The organism is Arthrobacter sp. UYNi723, from assembly GCF_054057635.1.
The window spans coordinates 38,066-62,126 of record NZ_JBSRZM010000010.1 but is presented as its reverse complement, the minus strand read 5'-3'; the positions used below and the strand labels follow the sequence as shown (position 1 = coordinate 62,126).

17 protein-coding genes are annotated in these 24,061 nt (G+C 65.3%); 9 read left to right on the top strand and 8 right to left on the bottom strand.

Annotation, left to right across the window (positions count from 1 at the left end):
* Positions 1-46: 46 nt before the first annotated feature.
* Genes ACVWY0_RS09915 through ACVWY0_RS09900 form a run of 4 tightly spaced genes read right to left on the bottom strand, consistent with a single transcriptional unit; the run spans position 47 to position 7,727 of the window.
* Positions 47-949: a hypothetical protein gene (locus ACVWY0_RS09915; protein ID WP_485836548.1), complete on the bottom strand. Its 903-nt coding sequence runs from the start codon at positions 947-949 to the stop codon at positions 47-49.
* A gap of 31 nt (positions 950-980) precedes the next feature.
* A complete protein-coding gene (locus ACVWY0_RS09910; protein WP_485836547.1) occupies positions 981-4,124 on the bottom strand; it encodes an efflux RND transporter permease subunit in 3,144 nt (1,047 codons plus the stop codon).
* 1 nt (position 4,125) lies between these two features.
* A complete protein-coding gene (locus ACVWY0_RS09905) occupies positions 4,126-4,581 on the bottom strand; it encodes a hypothetical protein (protein ID WP_485836546.1) in 456 nt (151 codons plus the stop codon).
* The gene (locus ACVWY0_RS09900) at positions 4,578-7,727 is read right to left on the bottom strand and encodes an efflux RND transporter permease subunit (RefSeq protein WP_485836545.1); all 3,150 of its coding nucleotides are present in this window, start codon (positions 7,725-7,727) and stop codon (positions 4,578-4,580) included. Before ACVWY0_RS09900 ends, ACVWY0_RS09905 begins: the two co-directional genes overlap by 4 nt.
* A 630-nt stretch (positions 7,728-8,357) precedes the next feature.
* On the opposite strand from ACVWY0_RS09900, the gene leuS reads away from it, so the two are divergent.
* The 5 genes from leuS to holA all read left to right on the top strand — a co-directional run bounded on the left by leuS (position 8,358) and on the right by holA (position 15,855).
* Positions 8,358-10,889 (top strand): leucine--tRNA ligase, encoded by a 2,532-nt coding sequence (leuS, locus tag ACVWY0_RS09895; RefSeq protein WP_485836544.1) that lies wholly within the window; start codon positions 8,358-8,360, stop codon positions 10,887-10,889.
* 57 nt (positions 10,890-10,946) lie between these two features.
* The gene (locus ACVWY0_RS09890; RefSeq protein WP_485836543.1) at positions 10,947-11,966 is read left to right on the top strand and encodes a DegV family protein; all 1,020 of its coding nucleotides are present in this window, start codon (positions 10,947-10,949) and stop codon (positions 11,964-11,966) included.
* 49 nt (positions 11,967-12,015) lie between these two features.
* A complete protein-coding gene (locus tag ACVWY0_RS09885) occupies positions 12,016-12,906 on the top strand; it encodes a ComEA family DNA-binding protein (RefSeq protein ID WP_485836542.1) in 891 nt (296 codons plus the stop codon).
* A 97-nt stretch (positions 12,907-13,003) separates the two neighbouring features.
* On the top strand, positions 13,004-14,905 hold the full coding sequence (locus ACVWY0_RS09880; RefSeq protein WP_485836541.1) for a ComEC/Rec2 family competence protein: 1,902 nt from the start codon (positions 13,004-13,006) through the stop codon (positions 14,903-14,905).
* Positions 14,839-15,855: a DNA polymerase III subunit delta gene (gene holA, locus ACVWY0_RS09875; RefSeq protein WP_426985687.1), complete on the top strand. Its 1,017-nt coding sequence runs from the start codon at positions 14,839-14,841 to the stop codon at positions 15,853-15,855. The genes ACVWY0_RS09880 and holA overlap by 67 nt, the downstream gene beginning before the upstream one ends.
* A gap of 120 nt (positions 15,856-15,975) precedes the next feature.
* On the opposite strand, the gene rpsT is transcribed toward holA, so the two are convergent.
* Positions 15,976-16,236 carry a 30S ribosomal protein S20 gene (gene rpsT / locus ACVWY0_RS09870; protein WP_056340153.1) on the bottom strand — a complete coding sequence of 87 codons (261 nt, stop codon included), beginning with the start codon at positions 16,234-16,236 and terminating at the stop codon, positions 15,976-15,978.
* Positions 16,237-16,404: 168 nt separating this feature from the next.
* A complete protein-coding gene (locus ACVWY0_RS09865) occupies positions 16,405-16,953 on the bottom strand; it encodes a type II toxin-antitoxin system PemK/MazF family toxin (RefSeq protein WP_485836540.1) in 549 nt (182 codons plus the stop codon).
* A 162-nt stretch (positions 16,954-17,115) separates the two neighbouring features.
* Here ACVWY0_RS09865 and lepA point away from each other — a divergent pair, with 162 nt between their 5' ends.
* Positions 17,116-18,969 (top strand): translation elongation factor 4, encoded by a 1,854-nt coding sequence (lepA, locus tag ACVWY0_RS09860; RefSeq protein ID WP_485836539.1) that lies wholly within the window; start codon positions 17,116-17,118, stop codon positions 18,967-18,969.
* Between the two features lie 36 nt (positions 18,970-19,005).
* The gene (hemW, locus tag ACVWY0_RS09855; protein ID WP_485836538.1) at positions 19,006-20,235 is read left to right on the top strand and encodes a radical SAM family heme chaperone HemW; all 1,230 of its coding nucleotides are present in this window, start codon (positions 19,006-19,008) and stop codon (positions 20,233-20,235) included.
* Positions 20,236-20,298: 63 nt separating this feature from the next.
* On the opposite strand, the gene ACVWY0_RS09850 is transcribed toward hemW, so the two are convergent.
* Both ACVWY0_RS09850 and ACVWY0_RS09845 read right to left on the bottom strand, forming a co-directional pair.
* Positions 20,299-20,718 (bottom strand): DUF4870 domain-containing protein, encoded by a 420-nt coding sequence (locus tag ACVWY0_RS09850; RefSeq protein WP_252575353.1) that lies wholly within the window; start codon positions 20,716-20,718, stop codon positions 20,299-20,301.
* 128 nt (positions 20,719-20,846) lie between these two features.
* Positions 20,847-21,695 (bottom strand): DUF3097 domain-containing protein, encoded by an 849-nt coding sequence (locus ACVWY0_RS09845; protein WP_485836537.1) that lies wholly within the window; start codon positions 21,693-21,695, stop codon positions 20,847-20,849.
* 147 nt (positions 21,696-21,842) lie between these two features.
* Here ACVWY0_RS09845 and hrcA point away from each other — a divergent pair, with 147 nt between their 5' ends.
* Together hrcA and dnaJ are read left to right on the top strand one after the other, a co-directional pair.
* On the top strand, positions 21,843-22,856 hold the full coding sequence (hrcA, locus tag ACVWY0_RS09840) for a heat-inducible transcriptional repressor HrcA (RefSeq protein ID WP_056340133.1): 1,014 nt from the start codon (positions 21,843-21,845) through the stop codon (positions 22,854-22,856).
* Positions 22,857-22,933: 77 nt separating this feature from the next.
* Positions 22,934-24,061: a molecular chaperone DnaJ gene (gene dnaJ / locus ACVWY0_RS09835; protein ID WP_252607985.1), complete on the top strand. Its 1,128-nt coding sequence runs from the start codon at positions 22,934-22,936 to the stop codon at positions 24,059-24,061.

Sequence of the window (24,061 nt, the reverse complement as noted above, 5' to 3'; positions counted from 1 at the left end):
TGCGGGTCGGGAACTTTCAGTCACCGACCCTCCGCCAGCACGGTGGTCAGGGTCCGTCGAGTTCAGCCGGCGGTGTCTTCGCATAGACGCTTCTGCTGACCGAGTATGCCCGCTCATCCAGTTCCAGCGCTTGGGTGTTGACGGCCGCGAACTGCGCGGCGCCCAGCTTCTTCACTTTCACCAGGTCCATGAATTCCTGGTCGGGACCGCCGACGGCGGTGACTTTCACCAGCCCTGTTCCGGCTGAGTAGAACTTCCGCTGGTGGCCTGCCTCAGGCGGTTCCAGCGGGTTATATTCATCGATCACCAGTACATCGTCGTAGCAGCCAGTCGGGACGCAAACGCGCTGGTTTTTCTGGAACACTGTCCCGCAGTCAAGGAAGTCAACCTTGGGTGCATAAGCCTGGACATAGTCCGGCGTGCCTGTCCGGGGCCTGGCCTGCATGGCGATGCCGGCCCGGGCCTTGGCAAGCCCGCTGATGAAAGTGCTGGGCGCACCAACGAACTCGCCGTTTTCGTATTCCTCCGGATATTCGCCGAAGAGCCAGACCGTTCCCTTTCCAGTCTGCGCAAAGAAGGCCAGCTCGGATTCCACCAGTTCGCCGTCCGAGTAGTCGCGGTCCCACAGGACACGGGTCTTGACGCCGTCAATTACCTTGGTCAGCCCGGTGACAGTATGGACGACGGTGCGTGTGCTGGTCCCTTCGGCAGAGGTCACGGTCCCCGTCGTCGTGTACTGCATGCCGGGCTTGAGCGGGAACCACTTGTTATCGATCCGCGGCCATGCCTGGAAATCCGAACGGTCAAAGTTGATCGCGGAGCCGGGCCCGCAGAGTTCCGGGGCCGGCGGCGCGGCACCCGCTGTGGGTGCCGACACCACCGTCAGCGATCCGAAGGCCAGCAGTAATGCGGACCCGTATGCCGTAAAACGATGGGCTCGAAAAGTCATCTCACGTGCCTTTCATACTCGTGGGGATCTGCTAGACCGCAGGCGCGGGTTCCAGCTCGTGTGACCCGTGCCGGCGGCCGCGGCCGCCTTTGGCGAAACGCAGGTACAGCGAGGGGACGATGAACAGGTTGACCAGCGTTGACGTGACCAGTCCGCCCAGGATCACCACGGCCATGGGATGCTCGATCTCGTGGCCCGGGATGTTCCCCATCACCACGAGCGGAACCAGGGCAAGGGCAGTAGCCAGTGTGGTCATGAGGATCGGCGACAAGCGCTCTGCAGCCCCCCGAAGCACCAGCGCAGGTCCGAAGGGCATGCCCTCGTACTGCTCCAGGTGCTGGCAGTGGTTGATGAGCAGGATGCCGTTTCGTGCCGCGATCCCCATGAGGGTCAGGAAGCCAACCAGCGAACCCAAGGACAGGATTCCGCCGCTGAGGTGGGCGGCGATCACCCCGCCCACGAGTGCCACCGGCAGGGTCAGGATGGCCAGGGTGGCCAGCCGCCAACTCTTGAAAGCAGCCTGCAGGAGAAGGAAGACGACGATGACCGCGCCAATGGAGTAGAGCAGCAGCCGTTGGGATGCGGCCTGGCGTTCGGCGTATTCGCCGAGGACAACCGCGCTGTAGCCGACCGGGAACTGGACAGATTCCATATCGGAATTGAGCTTCTCCACGACCTTCGCCAGATCACCTTCTTTGACGTTGGCACTGACGTCGATGCGCCTGGATCCCTCCGAACGCTCAATGACATTGGGCGTGGGTTTGACCGAAATCTTGGCCACGTCAGCCATCCGGATCTTTTGCCCGCTCGGCGTATCGAGGGGAAGATTCTCAATGCTCGTGACACTCGTCCGGGCCTCCGGCGGGCTCCACACCTGGACGTCGTAGGCCTTCCCGTCCCGATAAATATCGCCGACCTCTTCGCCGGCAACGAAGGTCGCCGCGGCACGCCGCACATCGCCCGGCTTCAGCCCGTAGCGGTTAGCCGCGTCCATGTTCACTTCCACATCGATCTGCGGAATGCTGGCCTGGAGGGCAACCTTCGCGCCGACGGCTCCGTCGATGCCGCCCAGAATGGTCTTGATCTTGTCTGCCTCCTGGCGCAGCGTCGCAAGGTCGTCCCCGTACACACGGACGACGACGGCGTAACCGGTTCCGGTGAGTACCTCGCGGATGCGTTCCTTAAGGTACGTCTGCACGTCCCGTTGGATTCCGGGATAGCCGTCCACGACCGCCGCGACTGCTGCCAGGGTTTGGTCATAATCCACCCCGGGGTCGACGCTGATCCAGTTCTCACCGAAGTAGACGCCCACCACCTCATCGGCGTTGAATGCCTGTCCCGTGTGGGACCCGCAGTTGTTCACTCCGGGGATGGTCATGAGTTCCCTGCAGGCCAACTGGCTGACGCGGACTTCCTCGGCGTTGGACGTGCCAGGCTGCGTGAGCCAGTGCATGAGGAAATCACGCTCCTTGAAAGACGGGAGCAACGATTGGCCCAGCAGTGGTGCCGCCACAATGCCGACGACGCCAACGGCTGCCAGGGTCAGGTATCCGGGGACAGGACGGCGGACAATGGGCCGGAGTGCATTGGCGTACCAGCGCTTCAGGACCCTGACCACGGGCGGATCGCGGTCCTCCAGCTTGGCATTTCGCAGGACGATGTACGCCATTGCCGGCGTGACCGTCAGCGCCACAAGCATGGAGGCGACCACCGCGAGCGTGTAGGAGGTGGCCAGCGGCCGGAAGAACGCCCCGGTCAGTCCGTCCAGGAAGAAGATCGGAACCGTGGCGGCGACGATGATCAGCGTGGCGTACACAATCGGTCCGCGGACCTCTAGCGAGGCGTTGACCACTACCCTGGCGGTGCTCCCGGTCGCGCCACTGGCCCGGTGGTGCCGGAGCCGTCTGACGATATTCTCGACGTCGATGATGGCATCGTCCACCACCACTCCGACGGCGATCACCAGCCCCGCAAGCACCATGGTGTTGATCGTGCCGCCGGTCCAATACAACACGAGGGCCGCCGCCACCAGTGACAACGGGATGGCCAGCACGCTGACCAATGCCGTCCGCCACTGGAAGAGGAAGACACTCAAGACCAGGATGACCAGCAGACATCCGAGCAGCAGGGCGACGCCCAGGTTGTCGAGGGATTCCTCAATGAAGGTTGCCGGCCGGAAGATGGCCGTGTCCACAGCGATTCCCGTCAGGCCGGGTTCGAGCTGCTTCATGGCCTCTTCAACCCCCCGCGTCACTTCGAGGGTGTTGCCCCAAGGCAGTTTTTCCACGATCAGCATCAGACCCGGTCCGCCGTTAATGACGGCGTCACCGATCAGCTGCTGGTGGTCCTCCACCACACTTGCCACGTCGCCCAGCTGGAGCGGGGGCTGTCCCTCACGATCCTCCAGTGCCACCTTCGCGAGGTCCGCAGGTGTGGTGATGGGCTGGACATGCCTGATCCCGATTGTCTGGCTGGGTGTGTCCAGGGAACCTCCGGTGCCGATCATGGCACCGGAGGAATACTGGAGCAGGCCGGCGTCGAGGGCGTTGGCGGTGGTACTCATGACGGTTTCCAGGCTGACCTTGTTTGCTGCCAGCTTGGCCGGGTCAGCCTGAACCTGAAGCATCTGGAGACGTTCGCCCCAGATTGCCACGTTCGCCACACCCGGAACGCGGAGCAGATGGGCCCTGATGTTCCAGTAGGAAATCATTGACATCTCGATCAAGGACCGGGTGTCCGAGGACAGCCCGATCTTCATGACACGGCTGGTGGAGGACAGGGGCTGCAGCATGACCGGCGGCGCCGCCCAGGTGGGCAGCGTGGGAATGACTGTCGCCATCCGCTCGGACACCAGCTGCCTGGCAGTGAGCAGATCCGTGCCGTTCTCGAATTCCATCACAATCGAGGACAGCTGCGGTACCGACTTGGACCGCATATGGGCGAGGCCGTCAATGCCGTTGAAGGCCTCTTCCATGGGAACGGATACCAGTTCCTCCACCTCAGCGGCAGTAAGTCCCAGGCAGGCTGTCTGGACCTCCACTTTCGGCGGCGCGAATTCAGGGAACACGTCTACCGAGGCACTGCTGAGCTGGGCGCCGCCTACCATCATCAGCGCCGCCGCCATCGCAATGATGATCGATCTGAACCTTAGGCTTGCCGCGACTATCCGGCGCATGTCATTTGCCCGTAACGAACTCTGCGCCGAACAGCTCAGCCGCGGCTACGGTTACCACTGGCGTTCCCACGGCTGGGCCGACGCTGGCTGTGACCGCGCCCGCTTCGACTTTGGTCACGGTGACGGACTGGCGCTCATACACCCGTGGCTCGGCGTTGATGTAGACCCAGGTATTCCCCTGCGCGTCGTACAGCAGCGCTGCGTAAGGGAAGAGGAGGCCTGCGCCCCCCGGAGCCGCTTTGACCGTCTCAGTTTGCAGCTCCAGCCGTTCAATCGCCCGCTGGCTCAGCGTGATGCGTGCGATGCCGGTGGTGGCATTCTTTTCCACCGTGGCAGCCGCTTCAGATGCGGTTTCTGCCATGGCTGAGGGTTCAGCACAGGCGGGCAGTGAAAACAGCAGTGCTGCGCAGACAGCGGCCGCCACTGGCAGGCGCCGCAGGGGCCTATTGCTGGTCATGATACTTCCACCTTTTCCGGCATAACGGGGGTAACTGGAATTTCCGATTCGTAGACCTCTGACCACTCTTCCGGCTCGGTGCGGGGACCGAACCAGAGGGTGAGTAGCGGGAGTACAAAGAGCCCCACGAGCGTTGTGGTTACGAGGCCGCCGGCAATGATCAGCAGCATGGGTAGCATCAACGCCTGGCCTACCGTGCCGCCGAGGAAGGCGGGCGGTATCAGCACGAGGAGCGTCACCAGGGCGGATTTCAGGATCGGAGAAATCCGGTCCCGGGCGGCCATCATGACTACATCAGTGCGGGACAGCTGAGCAGGTTCGCGCCAGAGTTCGTCAACACGCGCGGACAGGAGTGCAGCGTTGCGGGCAGCGATGGCCAGCACGGCCGCAAACGCAGTCAGCGACAGCCAGGACAGAGGCTCTGCCCCGATCCATGCGGCGACTGCTGCCCCCGCCATCGCGGCGGGAAGCGCCAGGAAGACCGCGAGGGCCAGTTTCCAGCTCCGCACTGCAGTCTGAAGCAGGAGCAGCACAGCCAGGATGGCCGCGATTCCGAGTCCATGAACCAGGGTGTCTGCAGCCTGCAGCTGGCTGTATTTCGTGGGTATCTCGGCGTGGTATTCGAGCGGGAACTGGATTTGTTGGATGGCCGCTTCGATATCCCGCTGGATATCTGCCAGGGGGCGTCCGCTGACGTCAGCCACAACGTCGATTCGCCGCGAGGTGGCATCATGCTGGATGACAACTTCGCTGGGGACCATGCGCACGTCGGCGACCTGGCCCAGTTGGACGTGGCCGCCATTAGGAGCGTCAAGGAGCAGTTCACGGATGCTGGTCAGGTCATCCCGGACACCAACCGCGCCGCGCACAACCACTTCGAACACCTTCTGCTCCTCAAAGAGGTTCCCAACGACGATGCCCTGCATAAGTGTCGCAGCGGCGCGCCTCGCGTCACCGGGTTTGATGCCGAACTTTTGGGCAGCCTCGAGATTGACCTGGACCTCTACGATCGGGGTCATGGCGGCAGCGTCGATGGTCGGGTTGTTCACACCATCAATCTTCTGGAGGGCCTGGCGGACCTCTTCTGCCTTTTCACGGAGCACCGGCATTTCCGTTCCGTAGACGCGGACCGCGAATCCCGGCTCCAGGCTGGAGCGCATGTCGCCGACGGTCTGTTGCGAGTAGTTCAGCACGTTGTGCGCGATGCCCGGGTAGCCCTGGACCACGTCCCGTACCGCCCGCTCCGTTTCGCCGAAGTTGGCGTCCCGTGCGATCGACACCCACAGCTCAGCAGAGCTGTTGCCAACCACCTGATCCGCAGAGATGGCGCGTCCCACGTGACCGCCGACGCCCGAAACCCCCGGGAGGGCCCTGAGTTCATCGGAGGCCAGGGCAGCGATCCGCCGGACTTCGTCATTGGACGTCCCGGCCATGGTGTCCCACTGCACCAACAGGGTCCGGTCGGGCATGGTGGGAACGAGCGGCCGGTTTCCTGCCAGTTGCGAGCCGGCGGCGACGCCAAGGATCCCCACGACCACGATGGCCGCAATCGCCAGGGGCTTCCGGGAGTTGACCCCGCCCAGTGCGCGGTCGTAGTACGCCTTCCCCCGTCCGACGGCGGGAAGTTCCCTGTCGGTGGCGGACTTGGACGGAAGGAGGAAAAACGCCAAAACCGGTGTGACGGACAAGCCTACGATCAGGGCGGCGGCCAGCGTCAGCGCCAACGACCAGAAAAGCGGCGAAAGAAACGAGCCGCCTACTCCAGTCACGAAGAGGGTCGGAATGAGGACAACCACCATCATCAGCGATGCGTGGAACAGCGGTGTGCGGACCCCGCGGACGATGTAGCTGCGGCGCGACCTCGGGGTAGCCTCGGCGTCCGTCGCCTCGCGGACGGCGCGCTGTCGTCGGTGGGCCTGAACGTCTTCCACGATGTCGCCCACGATCACGGACGTGCCGAGCAGAACTCCCATCAGGACGGTGATATTCAGTGTTGCGTTTTGGGCGAACAGCACCACCGCCGCCGTCGTGACGGTAGTGGCGATGGCCACGAGTGCGATCACGGCGACCCGCCAGGACCGGAACAGCAGCCAAAACAGTGCTACCGCAATCAGCAGGCTGATCAGGAGCGCCAGGCCGAGGCTGTTGACGGAGTCCTGAACACTGGTCGCAGGCCTGAAGACAGAGGTGTCGATCTGGACCCCCGTGAGGCCCGGCTCCATGTCCTTGAGGGCCGCCTCAACACTACGGGTGACCTCCAGGGCGCTGATGCCGGGGAACTTCTCGATCACCAGCATCAGGCCGGCGTCCGCCCCAACAACGGCGTCACCGATCAGCGGCTGGTGGTCTTCCTTGACCTGGGCAATGTCGCCCAGGAGCAACTGCGGGTCCGTGTCCTCCACGCTGACCTTGGCCAGGTCGGCTGGCGTGCGGATGGGAAGGACGTGCTGGATGCCAAGGCGCTGGTTGGGCGACTCCACGAAACCGCCGGTCCCGGGCGTCGAAGCCTCCAGGAAGCTCAACGGCGAAACCCAGACCGCGTTGCCTGTGGTCTTAATTAGCTGCTCAAGGGTAATGCCTTTGTCGCGCAGCTGCGTCGGAGTGACCTCAACCTGCAGCTGCTGTTCGCGCTGGCCCCAGATGGACACGTTCGCCACGCCCGGGATTCCGATCAGCCGCGGCTTGATTTTCCATCTGGCCAGGACCGACATCTCAATGCCGGAGAGCTCCTTGGAGTTCATCCTGACCATCAGCACGCGGCTGGTGGAGGACATGGGCTGCATGATCAGCGGCGGCGATGAGACGTTAGGCAGCGCGTGCGCCTGCGTCATCCGTTCCGCGACCAACTGGCGTGCGCGGAGGAGGTCCGTGCCGGGCTCGAAGACCAGTTCGATGGACGACAGCCCCGGGACGGATTTCGAGCGGATCTCGTCCAGCCAGGCCACCCCGTTGAGGAGGTCTGCTTCCATCGGTGCGGTAATAAGCTGCTCAACTTCAACCGCGGAGAGCCCTAGGGCCTCAGTTTGGATCTCTACCTGTGCGGGGGCGAACTCCGGCATGGTGTCCACGGCCATATGTGGAACGTTCACGATGCCAAAAGTAATAAGGCCCGCCGCGAGGGCGAGAACCAAGATTCGGAACTGCATGCTGAACCGGATAACCCAGCCAAACACGGTCAGTCCCTCGCTAATTCTTCGCAGGGGTGAAGGGCGGATTCTTCAGTCCATCACAACGTTGTGCGGGACATAAACGCCAAGAATACATGTCAGGCTCCTCGACCTGAGACCGTCTTGTTTCCCCACAGACTTGACAATACTGTGGACTGATTGCGCTGGGTTGGCAAGGGTAGAATCTACCCCATTGAGCCACGCTGTTTCAGGGTTCTCTTTGGCGAAGAGATCTGGGCTATCTAATGGGCCCGGCGGCACTGTCCACTTCGACGGTGCCGGCACTGGCCACGAGGATCTCGCCGGTCTGGAACTGGAGAAATCCTCGGGGCCCTCGACCACCCGCACGCGCCCCTGCGCCCGTCCCGGACTGGCGCGTTCCCTTAGCCTGGGCCGGCCCACCTGCAGTGGGTAGGCTAAAGTAGTCCTATGCGTGCGATCCTTCTGCTTAGCTAGCCGCCCGGTGTCCGGAAACAAACGGATTGCCGTGCGGCTGCCCCTCCATGGAGAGGGGCTTTTGTGTGTCCGGGCATGTTTCCGGGCCGGCGGCAGAGGGGATCAGACCGTTGTGGCAGCACCGATGCCACAACAGAACAGAAGAGGGCAGCAGTGAGCGTTCAGCCGGAGACAGAGACCGGAACAGCAGCAGTGGCGGCGGAAACACCCGAAGAGGGTGCCTACAGCTTCGCGGCGATGGAGGCCAAGTGGCCGCAGGTGTGGGAAGACCTTAAGGTTTTCACCCCGGTGGATGATGGTTCCCGCGAGCGCCGCTACGTGCTGGACATGTTCCCGTACCCCTCGGGTGACCTGCACATGGGCCACGCCGAGGCTTTCGCCATGGGCGATGTTGTGGCCCGGTACCTGCGGCAAAAAGGCTTCGACGTCCTGCACCCGATCGGTTGGGACTCCTTCGGCCTGCCGGCCGAAAACGCCGCCATCAAGCGCAATGCCCACCCGAGCGAGTGGACCTACGCCAACATCGACACCCAGGCGGCGTCGTTCAAGCGTTACGCGATCTCCGCGGACTGGTCCCGGCGGGTGCACACTTCGGACCCCGAGTACTACCGCTGGACCCAGTGGCTGTTCAAGCGCTTCTACGAGCGGGGCCTGGCATACCGCAAGGACTCCCCGGTCAACTGGTGCCCCAAGGACCAGACCGTCCTGGCCAATGAACAGGTGGTCAACGGTGCCTGCGAACGCTGCGGCACCCCCGTCACCAAGAAGTCCCTCAACCAGTGGTACTTCAAAATCACCGAGTACGCTGATCGGCTGCTCGATGACATGGACGAGCTGCGCGGCCACTGGCCCGAGCGGGTTCTGGCGATGCAGAAGAACTGGATCGGCCGCTCCGAAGGTGCCCACGTCAATTTTGTGATCGAGGCCGTCGGTGGCAAGCCCGCCAAGGACGTCACAGTCTTCACCACCCGCCCGGACACGCTGTACGGCGCCACGTTCTTTGTTGTCGCAGCCGACGCGCCGATCGCCGTCGAACTCGTCACTGAGGAGCACGCCGCCGCCTTGGACGCCTACCGCGAACAGGTCAAGGCACTCACCGAGATCGAACGCCAGTCCACCGAACGCGAAAAGACCGGTGTCTTTACCGGCCGCTACGCCGTCAACCCGCTGAACGGCGAAAAACTTCCGGTCTGGGCCGCTGACTACGTCCTGGCCGACTACGGCACCGGCGCCATCATGGCCGTCCCCGCCCATGACCAGCGCGACCTCGACTTCGCCAAGACGTTCGACCTGCCCGTCCGCGCCGTGCTGGATACCGGTGAAGAGGATCCCACTGTGTCCGGCAAGGCCACCTCGGGCGAGGGCATCCTGATCAACTCGGGCGTCCTCGATGGGTTGCCGAAGGCCGAGGCCATCCCGGCTGCCATCGACATTCTGGAAAAGCAGGGTACCGGCGAGAAGTTCGTCAACTTCCGCCTGCGTGACTGGCTGCTGAGCCGCCAGCGTTTCTGGGGCACACCCATCCCAATCATCCACTGCCCTGCCTGCGGCGAGGTTCCGGTTCCCGACGAGCAGCTGCCTGTCAGGCTGCCGGCGGACCTGCGCGGCGAGGACCTGTCCCCGAAGGGTACGTCCCCCCTGGCCGCCGCCGAGGCCTGGGTCAACGTTGACTGCCCCAACTGCCACGGGCCGGCAAAGCGCGATACCGACACCATGGACACCTTCGTGGATTCGTCCTGGTACTTCCTGCGGTTTGTTTCCCCGCAGTACACCGAGGGGCCATTCGACCCGGCAAAGATCAACGAGTGGATGCCGGTCGGCCAGTACGTGGGCGGCGTGGAGCACGCCATCCTGCACCTGCTGTATGCCCGGTTCTTTACCAAGGTCATCCACGACCTGGGCATGATCGACGCCGACGAACCCTTCAGTGCGCTGCTGAACCAGGGCCAGGTCCTCAACGGGGGCAAAGCCATGAGTAAGTCGCTGGGCAACGGCGTTGACCTCAGTGAGCAGCTGGACAAGTACGGCGTGGACGCCGTTCGTCTGACCATGATCTTCGCGTCCCCGCCGGAGGACGACGTCGACTGGGCGGACGTTTCGCCTTCGGGCTCCGCAAAGTTCCTGGCCCGTGCCTGGCGCCTGGCGCAGGACGTCACCAGCGAGCCTGGCGCCGATGTGACCGCCGGTGACCGTGCCTTGCGCTCCGTCACGCACCGCACCATCGCTGACGCCGCCGCGCTGCTGGACACCAACAAGTTCAACGTGGTGGTGGCAAAGCTGATGGAGCTGGTCAACGCAACACGCAAAACCATAGATGCAGCCGCCGGCGCCGGCGGGGCGGATCCTGCCGTCCGGGAGGCGGCGGAAGCCGTCGCCGTCATCCTGAGCCTGTTCGCGCCGTACACCGCGGAGGACATGTGGAACGTCCTCGGTCACCCGGCGTCCGTGGCGAACGCCGGCTGGCCGGTGCACGACGAAGCGCTGCTGGTCCAGGAGACCGTCACCGCGGTGGTCCAGGTCCAGGGCAAGGTCCGTGACCGCCTCGAAGTCTCGCCCGGGATCGGCGAAGACGAACTGCGGGAACTGGCGCTGGCCAGCGAAAACGTCCAGCGCGCGCTCGACGGCCGTGGCATCCGCACGGTGATCGTGCGAGCGCCTAAACTGGTCAACATCGTCCCGGCCTAGTCCGGGGCACCGGCCGCCGGGCCCAACCGGTGGCCGGCCCTAAACCAGGAGGCACTCTTGCCCGACCGTGACGCCGCTGCGTGGCTCTGGCTCCGGGAGCGTCTGGCTGCCCTCCGTCCTGCGCCGCGCCCCGGTGCGGCCGTACCCTCCACCCCGCCCGCCGTCGTCGTCCGTACCGCGGTGGTGACCGATTCTGCCTCAGCTCTGCCGGCCGACTGGGTGCATGCCTGTGCAGGGGACGGACGCCTGACTGTCATCCCGATGCCTGTTATGGTGGGCGCGGAAATCTACGGCGAGGGCGAAGACGACATCACCGAAACCATTGCGCTGGCACTCGCCAGTGGAACTTCGGTCAAGACGTCCCGCCCGTCACCCGGACAGTTTGAACAGGTCTTCCGTGCAGCCGAACGCCTGAGCTACGAAAGCGTGGTCTCCATCCACATTTCCGGTGGCTTGTCCGGGACGGCGGATGCGGCGCGGCTGGCGGCCAGCCGCGTGACCATCCCCGTGGAAATCCTCGACTCCGGCACTGTGGGCATGGCCCTGGGCATGGGTGTGCAGGCCGCGGTGGCAGCAGCCGCCGAAGGGCGTGATGCCACAGCAGTAGCCGCCGCGGCGGCGGAGCAGTTCGCGCGAACCAAGGTTTATTTCTACGTGCCCAGCCTGGAACAGCTCCGCCGGGGCGGGCGGATCGGCGCGGCCGCGTCGCTGCTGGGGACCATGTTCGCCATCAAACCTATCCTTGCCGTCGACGACGGAAAGATCGTGCCGCTGGAAAAGGTCAGATCGGCTGCAAAAGCTGTCGCCCGGCTCGAGGAGCTGGCCGCAGCGGACGCCGCGTCGCGCCCTCGCGGCCAGGCCCGCCTCGCCGTCCACCACTTCGGGAATCCGGCTGAGGCAGAAGCTTTGGCAGCCAGGCTGTCCGCGGACCTGCCAAGCTGTCCGCCAGCCCAGATCAGCTCTTTGCCCGCTGTCCTGGCAGCCCACGCGGGACTTGGCGTGCTCGCGGTGATCGTGGGGGAGAGCGGCCCAACTGTGCGGAACTCGGAGCCGGAGCTCCCCGCAGTTTCCACATAGGGCAGGCTCGGCCTGTCACCGGCGGCGTTGTATCCCTAGCGTTGGGAGCATGTCACGCCGGGACGCTGGAGCAGCACGCCAGGGGGCCCGGCATGCCCGGGACCGGCTGCAGTCCACGCTCGGAGCCGGCCCGGGGCTTCTGCTCACCGGCAGCGGCGAAAAGGTCTTTGAGTACGACGGCGGTACTCACTTATCCGGTGACGACGCCGCTTCGGGGGCTGCTGATGAGTCCGCTGCCGCTACAGGCAGGACAGGACCGGCGCTGAGATGGCGGGTGGGCCCGCGGGTCGCCCTGCTTATCGCCGCACTCGCGGTGCTGGGCGGCGCCTGGTTCTGGTCACAGGTGGCCGCCGGTCAGCCCGAAGTCATGCCACTGAGTGACATCTCTGCCCAGGGCGGCTTGAGCGCGGGGGAAGAAACCCAAAGCCAGGAGCCCCACGGGGCGGGGCCGCCTGAACTGCCCGCGGAAAGTCCACAGGCCGGCACTGTCATCATCCATGTGGCCGGCGCCGTCGCCGTGCCCGGGGTAGTGCAGTTGCCCGCCGGCAGCCGGGTTCACCAGGCGGTCGCCGCGGCAGGCGGCGGCACACCCACAGCAGACCTGAACCGCCTCAACCTTGCTGCCGTGCTGACGGACGGACAGAAGCTCTACGTTCCCCAGGCCGGCGAAGAAATCCCCGCCGGTTCGTCCGGCCCACCCGGGGGACCGGGGGAGGAGACTGACGGCGGTGGGACCGCGTCAGCAGGAGGAAAGGTCAACCTCAACACAGCAGGCGTCGAAGAACTGGACGCCCTGCCGAAGGTTGGGCCCGTGCTGGCGCAGCGGATCGTGGACTGGCGCAAGGAACACGGCCCGTTCAAATCGATCGAGGAGCTCGACGCCGTGGACGGCGTGGGTCCAAAGATGCTCGAGACACTCCTTCCCCTGGTAGGCGTCTGAGATGGCCAGGCGCAGCCCGTGGAGCCGCTTTGTTGACTCAGCCGTGCACGGCCAAGGAGCTCCCGCAGCCCTCCCGGCACCCGTGGATACGTCCGCCATGACTACACCCGCCGGGGTCCAGGCCGCGGGGCTGAAGGTCCGCAGGCTGGGTGAACGCGTCGGGACGAAACTCCGGGGACAGGAGCCATCGAGTGCACCAACGGACGCGCCGCGCCGGCGCACCGACGTCAGGCTGGCACTGCCCGCCCTCCTCGTCTGGAGTGCCGCCGTCGCCGGCGTCTGGCTTACCCCTGTGGCGCTGGTGGGGCTCTGTTGCGGCATGGTGCTAGTGGCCACGTGCCTGTTGATCCGGGCCCCGCGCGGCCGGGCGCTGGTGGCAGGCCGGCGGAGCTTTCTTATGACCACCGCAGTTGCCCTTGTGCTGGCCGCGACCGCCGCTGCCCATTCGGCCGTCTCCTCGTCGCAACGCCACGACGGGCCGCTTGCAGAAGCTGTCGCAGCCGGCAACTCTGTGGTGGCCATCCTGGAAGTCACCGGATCCCCCCGGGCCATGACGGTCCCGGGAACTTCGGGGCCGCCCGAACGGTGGTCGGTAACGGCGCAGACGGAGCAGGTCACCGTCAGCAGCCGCGTCATCCGCACCCGTGCCCTGGTGGTGGTCATGGGCGGCAAGGGCTGGGGCGACCTGGTGCCCGGCCAGGTGGTCCGGACCGCGGGCAAGCTGAAGCTACCCGACGCAGGCCAGCAGGAAACCGCCGTCCTGTCGGCCTCGCTGCCACCCCGTGCCGGCTCCGGGACCGGCAGCAGCGCCGGAGCCGATGATGCCGACGACCCGGGCTGGCAGCTGGTCGCGAAGGACCTGCGCGTCCGGTATGTCTCCGCCGCGTCCTTCCTTGCCGCCGATCCGGCCGGCCTCCTCCCGGGCATGGTCACCGGAGATACCAGCGCCCTGGACGAAGGGCTCAATGCGGCAATGAAAACGGTGGGCATGACCCACCTGACCGCGGTCAGCGGAGCGAACTGCAGCCTGGTCCTGGGTGCACTGCTGATCGCTGCACGCAGCCTCCGCCTGCCCCGGCTCCCCGCGGCAGGACTGGCGCTGACCGGCCTGGCAATGTTTGTGGTGCTCGTGGGCCCGGACGCCAGCGTCCTGCGCGCCGCGCTGATGGGTTCAATCGCCGTGGCATCGCTGGCAGGCGGCCGGACGGGCCGCGGACTCAGTTTCCTCTGCCTCGCGGTGATGGGCCTGCTCCTGATCGACCCCGGCCTCGGTACCAGCTTTGGGTTCCTCTTGTCGGTACTCGCGACCCTGGGCATCATCGTCCTGGGCCGACGGATGATTGACTGGACCCCTGCAGTGATTCCACGCTGGGCAGCCGCCGCCTGGGCCGTCCCGCTCTCCGCGCAGTTGCTGTGCGGCCCGGTGGTTGTGCTCCTGCAGCCCCAGTTTTCCACCTACTCGCTGCTTGCAAACCTGATGGCAGCCCCGCTGGTAGCACCGGTGACATTGCTGGGAACGGCAGCGGTCCCGCTGCTGGTTGCCGCGCCGTGGCTGGCCACCGTCCTGATCGCCGTGGCGGGCACTTTCAGCGCCGGAGTGGCAGGAACCGCACGGATCACGGCAGGATTGCCGGGGGCTGCGCTGCCCTGGCCCGAGGGCCTGTTCGGACTCCTGACCATGGTGCTGCTCTCCCTGCTGACCTTTGCCGGTGTGTGGCTTGCCGTCCGGCCGCGTCAGGTGTTGCCGTGGGTCCTGGCACTGCACGCCCGGACGGAATCGGTGTTGGACCTCCTGGAACGGCACCTGGGGGCCACGTTGGCCCGGTGCTGGCCGGACCGGCGCGGGCCAGGCCAGCGTGGCCCGGGCTTGGTGGCGGCGGCCCACCGTGGCAGGCTTAGACACTGCACCAGAATTTCCGGGAGGAATCCACCATGGCCGCAGCCCAGACCACACGTACCAGGACTCCGGCGTCCAACACGGCCACCTGGCGGGACGTGACGCCTGCCGAAATCGTCCTGGTGGGCGGACCGGAGGAATACCTCGGCATCCGTGCCATGGACCATGTCCGCGCCCAGGTGCGGACGGCGTTTCCCGACGTGGAAGTCAGCCGCCTCATGGCCGGAACGTACGAAGCCGGGACCCTCGCCATGCAAGTCAGCCCCTCACTCTTCGGCGAGCGCAAACTGATCGAAGTCGAAGGCGTTGAAGGCATGAACGATGCCTTCCTGGCCGACGCACTGACCTATCTGGCCCGCCCGGAGCCGGAGGCGGTGCTCGTCCTGCGCCACGCCGGGGGAGTCCGCGGCAAGAAGCTCCTCGATGCCGTCAAGGCCGGCGGTTGGCCGGTAGTTGACTGCCAGCCCCTGAAGAAGGATGCGGATAAGGCCACTTTCGTGGCAACGGAATTCAGGGCCGCCGGACGCAAGATCAGCTCGGACGCCGTGCAGACGCTGGTTAATGCCGTCGGCGCCAACCTTTCGGAGCTCGCGGCGGCGTGCAGCCAGCTGATCGCGGATGCCACGGGAGCAGTGACCCCGGAGTTGGTGGACCGCTACTACGGTGGCCGGATTGAGGCCACTGCCTTCAAGGTCGCGGACGCTGCCATGGCCGGAAACGGTCCAGTGGCGCTGTCCACCCTTCGCCACGCGTTGGCCACCGGGGCTGATCCGGTTCCGCTGGTGGCGGCGTTGGCAGCCAAGCTGCGGACAGTGGCCAAAGTTGCCGGCGCCCATGGGTCCCCGGCGCAGATCGCCCGGGAACTGGGCATGCAGCCGTGGCTCGTGGAGCAGGCCCAGCGCGACGTGCGCCGCTGGACCCCGGAGGGCCTGGTGCGCTCCATCCAGGCCACCGCCGAGGCCGATGCCCAGGTCAAGGGCCTTTCGCGTGATCCCGTCTATGCCGTTGAACATGCGGTGACCGTCATCGCAACCTCTGTGCGCGGGCACTGACTTCAGCTGATCGCGGCTGCGGTAGGTGGCTCTGGCGCAGAGACGCTGGCGGCTTAAAGATGCGTGGCCGGCACCCATCGGGTGCCGGCCACAATCATCAGTTCAGGTGAACTGGAAACCTTACAGCGCGTTGACCTTCTTGGAGATGGCCGACTTGCGGTTTGCTGCGTTGTTCTTGTGCAGAACACCCTTGCTGACAGCCTTGTCCAGCTTGCGGCCGGCAACAAGCAGGGCAGCGGCAGCTGCATCCTTGTCGGTGGACTCAACGGCGGTGTTGACGGCGCGGATGGCCGTCTTCAGCTCAGACTTGACTGCGTTGTTGCGCAGGCGGGCCTTCTCGTTGGTAAGGATGCGCTTCTTCTGGGACTTGATATTAGCCACGTGTGAACTCTCTTTTTAATGCGGAAATGGTCTAGAGGGCTTTCAGATTGGCCATTGACTGAGCGGCGTGGGGATACCTATGGCGGCCAACCATCAGTGGCCGTCGACCTGCACGGACACACAGCTATACAGAATAGCAGACCCCCCGGAAGCTGGCCATTTGGCGGGCTATTTCCAGCCGTGTCGGCGCCGTATGCCTGCAGCCACCAGATCGAAGCGTTTCCGGTCCAGAACTGCACCTTCGCGCCGGATGGCGTCCGGGCTGATCTGCAGGATCCGTCCAAGGTTCGCCTCGCTGGGCCGCTGCTGGCGGTCCCAACTGCCAGTTCCGATGTCCACGTAGTCTCCGGATCCGTTGCCGGCATGGTCATGGTCCCTGCTGGTGAGCATTACCCCCAGCAGGTACTGTCCGCTCTTGCCCACCAGCAGAACCGGACGGTCTTTGCCCCGGGTGTGGTCCTCCTCATACGGCACCCAGGTCCACACAATCTCGCCGGGGTCGGGACTGCCGTCGGGCTGCGGGGCGTACCGGATGGACGCCGTGCCGGCAAAGTCGCCAGGATAGACGCCGTGCGGGGCCGGCCTCACCGGCGCCGCCTGGCGGGCCGGTGCAAGCGTGTGCGGTCCGGCAGATCCGGTTGCCCCAGTACGGAACTTCTGCAGGACCCTGACGGAAGTCCGGACAGCGTTGGCCAAGGAACGGAGGTTGATAGGCATGGGCCAAGACTACCGCCGGGCCACCGTGCCGGGTTTGACCTGAATGCAATACGATGCGCCCGGACGTGGGAGACTGGAGGTTCCAAATGTGCGGTCCAGCCGCAGGGTGCCTTCGGTGCGTCCTGGCGGGGGTCGCACGAATGTCAACAGTAAGGACCCTGCGTGTCTCCCATGGCCCGCACCGCCCCGGTGCCCGCCGCGACTGATCCGGCCATCATTCGGAATTTCTGCATCATCGCGCACATTGACCACGGTAAATCCACCCTGGCTGACCGCATGCTGCAGTTCACCGGGGTGGTCAAGTCCCGCGATATGAAGGCCCAGTACCTGGATCGCATGGACATTGAGCGCGAACGCGGTATCACCATTAAATCCCAGGCGGTCCGCATGCCCTGGGAACTTGACGGGACCAGCTACGCGCTGAACATGATCGACACCCCCGGCCACGTGGACTTCACCTACGAAGTGTCCCGTTCGCTGGCCGCCTGCGAAGGCGCAGTGCTGCTCGTTGACGCGGCGCAGGGCATTGAGGCCCAGACCCTCGCCAACCTGTACCTGGCGATGGAAAACAACCTCACCATCATCCCGGTACTGAACAAGATCGACCTCCCGGCAGCCCAGCCTGAGAAGTACGCGGCCGAACTCGCCAGCCTGATCGGCGGCGACCCCGACGACGTGCTCCGCGTCTCCGGCAAGACCGGCATGGGCGTCGAGGTCCTGCTGGACAAGATCGTCCGCGACCTGCCGGCCCCCGTGGGGGACCCGAACGCCCCCGCGCGCGCCATGATCTTCGACTCGGTCTACGACACGTACCGCGGTGTGGTCACCTACGTCCGTGTGATTGACGGCATGCTCCACCCCCGTGAACGCATCCAGATGATGTCCACCCGGGCCACCCACGAACTCCTCGAGATCGGGGTGAGCTCCCCGGAGCCCACCCCCTCCAAGGGTCTCGGCGTTGGCGAAGTGGGCTACCTCATCACCGGTGTGAAGGACGTCCGCCTGTCCAAGGTCGGCGACACCGTCACCAACCTTGCCAAGCCTGCCACTGCCTCCCTTCCAGGCTATGCCGATGCCAAGCCGATGGTGTTCTCCGGCCTGTATCCGCTGGACGGCACGGACTACCCGGTGCTCCGCGATGCGCTGGAGAAGCTGATGCTCAACGACGCCGCGCTGGTGTACGAGCCCGAAACGTCGGCCGCGCTCGGCTTCGGCTTCCGCGTCGGCTTCCTCGGCCTGCTCCACCTGGAAATCACCAGGGAGCGGCTCGAACGCGAATACAATCTTGACCTGATCTCCACTGCCCCCAACGTGGAGTACGAGGTGACGCTGGAGGACAAGAAGGTGGTCCATGTGACCAACCCCAGCGAATACCCTTCCGGCAAGATCGCAGAGGTCCGCGAGCCAATGGTGGCTGCCACCATCCTGGCGCCGAATGAGTTTGTGGGCGCCATCATGGAGCTCTGCCAGAGCCGCCGCGGTGTTATTGGCGGCATGGACTACCTGTCCGAGGACAGGGTCGAAATCCGGTACCGGTTGCCGCTCGCTGAGATCGTGTTCGATTTCTTTGACATCCTCAAATCCAAGACCCGGGGCTACGGTTCGCTGGACTGGAAGGCCGACGGCGAGCAGGTGGCCGACTTGGTCAAGGTGGACATCATGCTCCAGGGCGAACAGGTGGATGCCTTCTCTGCCATCACGCACCGTGAGAAGGCTTATGCCTACGGTGTGATGATGACCGGCAAACTGCGCGAGCTCATTCCCCGCCAGCAGTTCGAAGTGCCCATCCAGGCTGCCATCGGCTCCAGGATCATCGCCCGGGAAAGCATCCGCGCCATCCGCAAGGACGTTCTGGCCAAGTGCTACGGCGGCGACATTTCCCGGAAGCGCAAACTGCTGGAGAAGCAGAAGGAAGGCAAAAAGCGCATGAAGATGGTGGGCCGCGTTGAGGTACCCCAGGAAGCCTTCATCGCTGCGCTGACCACCGACGAGTCCAAGGACAAGGCCAAGAAGTAGTGATGACAGTGGCCGGCAACACCGGACGCCCCTGCAATGCCTAGCATTCTTCCCCTCGGCGACCCCGCGCCGTCGGACGGTCTGCTGCCCGCCCAGGCAGTGGACGGTGCGGCGGACCGGGCCTTCGGCCTGTACGTGCACATCCCGTTCTGCGCGGTGCGCTGCGGATACTGCGACTTCAACACCTACACCGCCACCGAGCTGGGCGGCGGAGCCTCCCAGGACGCCTACGCCACCACAGCCGTGTCCGAAATGGATTTTGCGGCCACGGTCCTGCGGGACTCGGGTCTTCCGGACCGGCCCCTGAGCACAGTCTTTTTCGGCGGCGGCACCCCCACGCTGCTCCCTGCGGAAGACCTCGCCCGGATCCTGACGGCCGCCGTCGGGCACTGGGGCCTGGAACCCGGCGCCGAAGTGACCACCGAAGCAAACCCGGACTCGGTCACCCCTGCATCCCTGCAGGTGCTGGCCGATGCTGGTTTCACCAGGGTTTCCTTTGGCATGCAGTCTGCCGTTCCCCACGTCCTGAAGGTCCTGGACCGCACGCACACGCCCAGCCGCGTGCCGCAGGTGGTGCAATGGGCGCGCGATGCCGGACTGGCCGTGAGCCTGGATCTTATCTACGGGACGCCGGGGGAGTCCCTGGAGGACTGGCGGTTCTCGCTGGAGACGGCCCTGTCCTACCAGCCGGACCACATCAGTGCCTACGCGCTGATCGTGGAGGACGGCACCAAGCTGGCCGCCCAGATCCGCCGTGGTGAAGTCCCGGGAATCGACGACGACGACCACGCCGACAAATACGAACTCGCCGACCAGCTGATCGGCGCTGCAGGCCTCAGCTGGTATGAGGTCAGCAACTGGTCCCGGACGCCGGAGCAGGCATGCCGGCACAACCTCGCGTACTGGCGCGGGGACGACTGGTGGGGCATCGGACCAGGTGCGCATTCACACGTCGGCGGAGTGCGGTGGTGGAACGTCAAGCACCCCACGGCCTACGCCGGACGGCTCTCTCAGGGCCTGTCACCGGCCGCCGGGCGGGAAACCCTCGACGCCGAAACCCGCGACGTGGAGCGCGTGATGCTTGAGGCCCGGCTCGTGTCGGGGCTGGCAACGTCAACGCTGGGCGAACACGGCCGTCACGCCGTGGCCGGGCTCATTGCCGACGGCCTGGTGGAGCCGCCGGCTGCCTTCCACGGCAAGCTGGTATTAACCCTGAAGGGCCGCCTGCTGGCCGACGCTGTGGTCCGCAGGATCCTGCCGGACTGACTGGTGGGCCCACGCCCGCAGGGTTCCCTGGCCGAGCCTGCGAGGTTATGGTGCGGGTGGGGACTACTTGATCCAGCGCAGGTTGTACTGGTAGCGGTGGGGCTGGCCCTTGTTGACATGGATACCTGCGGCCACGGAGAAGCAGGTCAGGGCAATCCAGATCAGGGTGGCGATGACGGCGAAGATGTTTCCCACCACCGGAATGAACACCAGGAGGTTGGCCACCAGCGCCGCAATGGTGGGCGGCAGGCTGAAGTTCAGCGCTTCCTTGGATTCCTGGGCGGTAAACGGCCCGCGCTCACGGAAAATCAGGTAGATCAGCAGTGACGGAACACAGCCGAGGATCCCGCCGAAGTGTGCCAGTGTGGCCCACTGGCGGTCTTCGCTGGCCGTCAGGGGCAGCGCATTCGCCGGAACGCCCTGGTACTCGGAACGGCCCTGGCCGCCGTGGTCGTCCCGGTGCTCGCGTGCGTTTTGTGCCACGGTTTTCTTCCTTCGAAAGTGCAATGGTGCTGGGTTGGAGAATGCCGGACTGAAGCAACTGCAGCCTCCGCAGTACCAAGAATACTGGTTCAGCCACCAAATGCTGCCGACAGGAGCCGAATCCGGCGTTAAGGCACTGTCAGGAAGTCGATGACTTCCTCCACTCTCCCGAGCAGTGATGCTTCCAGGTCCGCGTAGCTGCGGACGGCCCCCAGGAGCTTTTGCCAGCCAAGCCCGATGTCTTCCTTGGTGGAGTGCGGCCAGCCGAACGCTGCCAGGATTCCGGTCTTCCAGTCCTGCCCGCGGGGCACCACCGGCCATTCTTCGATGCCCAGTACAGCGGGCCGGATGGCCTGCCACACGTCAACGTAAGGGTGCCCGACGATCAGGACATTCCCCGCCGCGCCGGGGGAGGCCATCACGGCAGCCGCGATGCGCCACTCCTTCGAGTCCGGCACCAGGTGGTCCACCAGGACCCCCAGCCGCCGCCCCCGACCGGGACCGAATGCGGCTACCGCCCCCGCCAGGTCATCAATGCCATGCAAAGGCTCGACGACGATGCCCTCTACGCGGAGATCGTCACCCCAGACTTTTTCCACGAGTTCGGCGTCGTGTTTTCCCTCCACCCAGATCCTGCTGGCTTTGGCCACCTGGGCACGCTGGCCGGCCACGCGGACTGAGCCGGACGCCGTCCGGCCGGCGGCCACGGGGGCGGCCTGCCGGGGCGCCGGGGGAACGAGCCGGATGGGCTGCCCCTCCAGGAGGAACCCGAAGCCCAGCCGGAAGGACCGGGACTTGCCGCGCCGGTCTTCGAGGGCCACTACATGCATGCCACCGGACTTCTCCACCCGGGTCACCGCTCCCACCCAGCCTGACTGGGCGTCTTCGAGAACCATGCCACGTTCCACGGGGACCTCAGGGAGTTCGCTTCTCACGGGCGCGGTGATCTCCTGCGGACCCCAGTTCTGGTACTGCATGGATTGATTCCGCCTTGCCGCTAGATCCTGGCCCGGAATTTCGCCCGGAGCGGTACCAATGCTAACAACGGGGTGACTCATATTAGACTGTTAGCACTTAGGCATGTCGAGTGCTAACCCTGCAGTGACCACGGATGGAGGTGGAGTATGAGCGAGCCGCGCAAACTCGAAGTACTGCGCGCCATCGTGGAGGACTATGTGCACTCCCGCGAGCCAGTAGGTTCAAAAGCGCTCGTGGAACGCCACCACCTCGGCGTGTCCAGTGCCACCATCCGCAACGACATGGCGGCCTTGGAAGACGACGGCCTGATCACGGCCCCGCACACCAGCGCGGGACGGATCCCCACAGACAAAGGCTATCGGCTGTTTGTGGACCAGATTTCAGCGGTAAAGCCGCTTTCCCACGCGGAACGGCGTGCAATCCAGTCGCTGCTGGAGGGCGCAGACGATCTGGACGACGTCTTGGACAGGACCGTCAGGATGCTGTCGCAGCTGACCAACCAGGTCGCCGTAGTGCAGTATCCGCATCTGAGCCGCGCCACCATCCGCCACATCGAATTCGTCCTGCTCGCGCCCCGGCAGGTCCTGGTGGTCCTCATCGCCACCACCGGCAAGGTCGAACAGCGCGTGATCGACGTCGGCCAGGACCTCGGCGACGACGCCATCGCCGCGTTGCGGACACACTTCCTGGGATCACTCGCGGGCATCTCGCTGAGCCGGCTGACCCCCTCGCTGCCGGGAGTCGTTTCGTCCGTCAGCCCGGGCCAGCGCGCGGCGGCCCAGGCTTTGGCCCACGGGCTGGAAACGCTCGCCCACAGCAGCCGCGAGGAACGCATGGTCATGGCCGGAACGGCGAACCTCGCCCGCTCCAATGTGGATTTTCCGCTCAGTATCGGACCGGTCCTGGAAGCGCTCGAGGAGCAGGTTGTCCTGCTGCGCCTCCTGAGCGACATGGCGCAGGATCCGAGGGGCGTGGCAGTCAGCATCGGGCGTGAAAACCCGTACGACGGGCTCGCGGAAGCCTCCGTGGTGGCCACGGGCTACGGACCAGACAGCACTGCCAAGATCGGTGTGCTCGGCCCCACCCGGATGGACTATCCCACCACCATGGCCGCCGTCAGGGCAGTAGCCCGTTACCTTTCAAGAATTCTGGGTCCGTAACAGCACCGCGGTCCAGGCACGTAGAGCAGTGCCGGCAGCCCGGCTGCCGGCAGTACAACAAGGAAGAGATACGAACTTTGAGCAGCCACTACGACGTCCTCGGAGTCTCGCCGGAAGCCACCGGGGAAGAGATCAAGAAGGCCTACCGCAAGCTGGCCCGCACTCTTCACCCGGACGTAAACCCCGGGGACGATGCATCGGACCGCTTCAAGGCCGTGACCCATGCCTACGAGGTACTTTCGGACCCGCAGAAGCGCCGGATCTATGACACCACCGGCAACGAGAACGGCACCGACAACGGGTTCGGCGGCGGCGGATACTCCGGCCAGGGCTTCGCGTTCCAGGACATCTTCGACACGTTCTTCGGGGCCGGCGGCACCTCCGGCCCCGCTTCCCGGGTCCGCCGCGGCCAGGACGCGCTGATCAGCGTACGGATCGAACTCCGCGATGCCGTGTTCGGCGTCAACCGGAAACTCGAAGTGGACACAGCCGTCACCTGCCCCACCTGCAACGGGTCATGCTGCCGCGAAGGCAGCCACCCTGTGCGCTGCGATATCTGCGGCGGCAGCGGCCAGGTCCAGCGCGCGGTGCGCTCCATCCTGGGCCAGGTCATGACGGCGGCCCCGTGTGGCAGTTGCGAAGGCTTCGGGACGGTCATCAAGGACCCCTGCAACGAATGCAGCGGCCAAGGCCGCATCCGCAGCCGGCGGTCGCTCACCATCAAGGTGCCGGCCGGTGTTGCCACGGGCACCCGGATCCAGCTCTCCGGGCAGGGCGAAGCAGGCCCGGCCGGCGGACCGTCCGGGGACCTGTACGTGGAACTCCGGGTCAACAACGACGCCACCTACGCACGCGACGGTGACGACCTGCACGCAACGTTGCACATCCCGATGACTGCCGCCGCCTTGGGCACCGAGCTGTCACTGGAAACCTTTGACGGGCTGCAGGAAATCGACGTCAAGGCAGGGACGCAGTCAGGGGAGATCATCACGCTCCGTGGACTCGGCGTGACGCACCTGCGCGGTTACGGCCGCGGGGACCTGATGGTCCATCTGCAGGTGGAGACGCCGGCCAAGCTGGATGCCGCGCAGGAGGATCTCCTGCGGCAGCTGGCGAAGCTGCGGGGCGAGCAGTTCACGGAAGGCAAACTGGCTGCCAGTGGCGGCGTCTTTGCCAAGCTGCGGGACCGGTTCGGTAACCTGTAG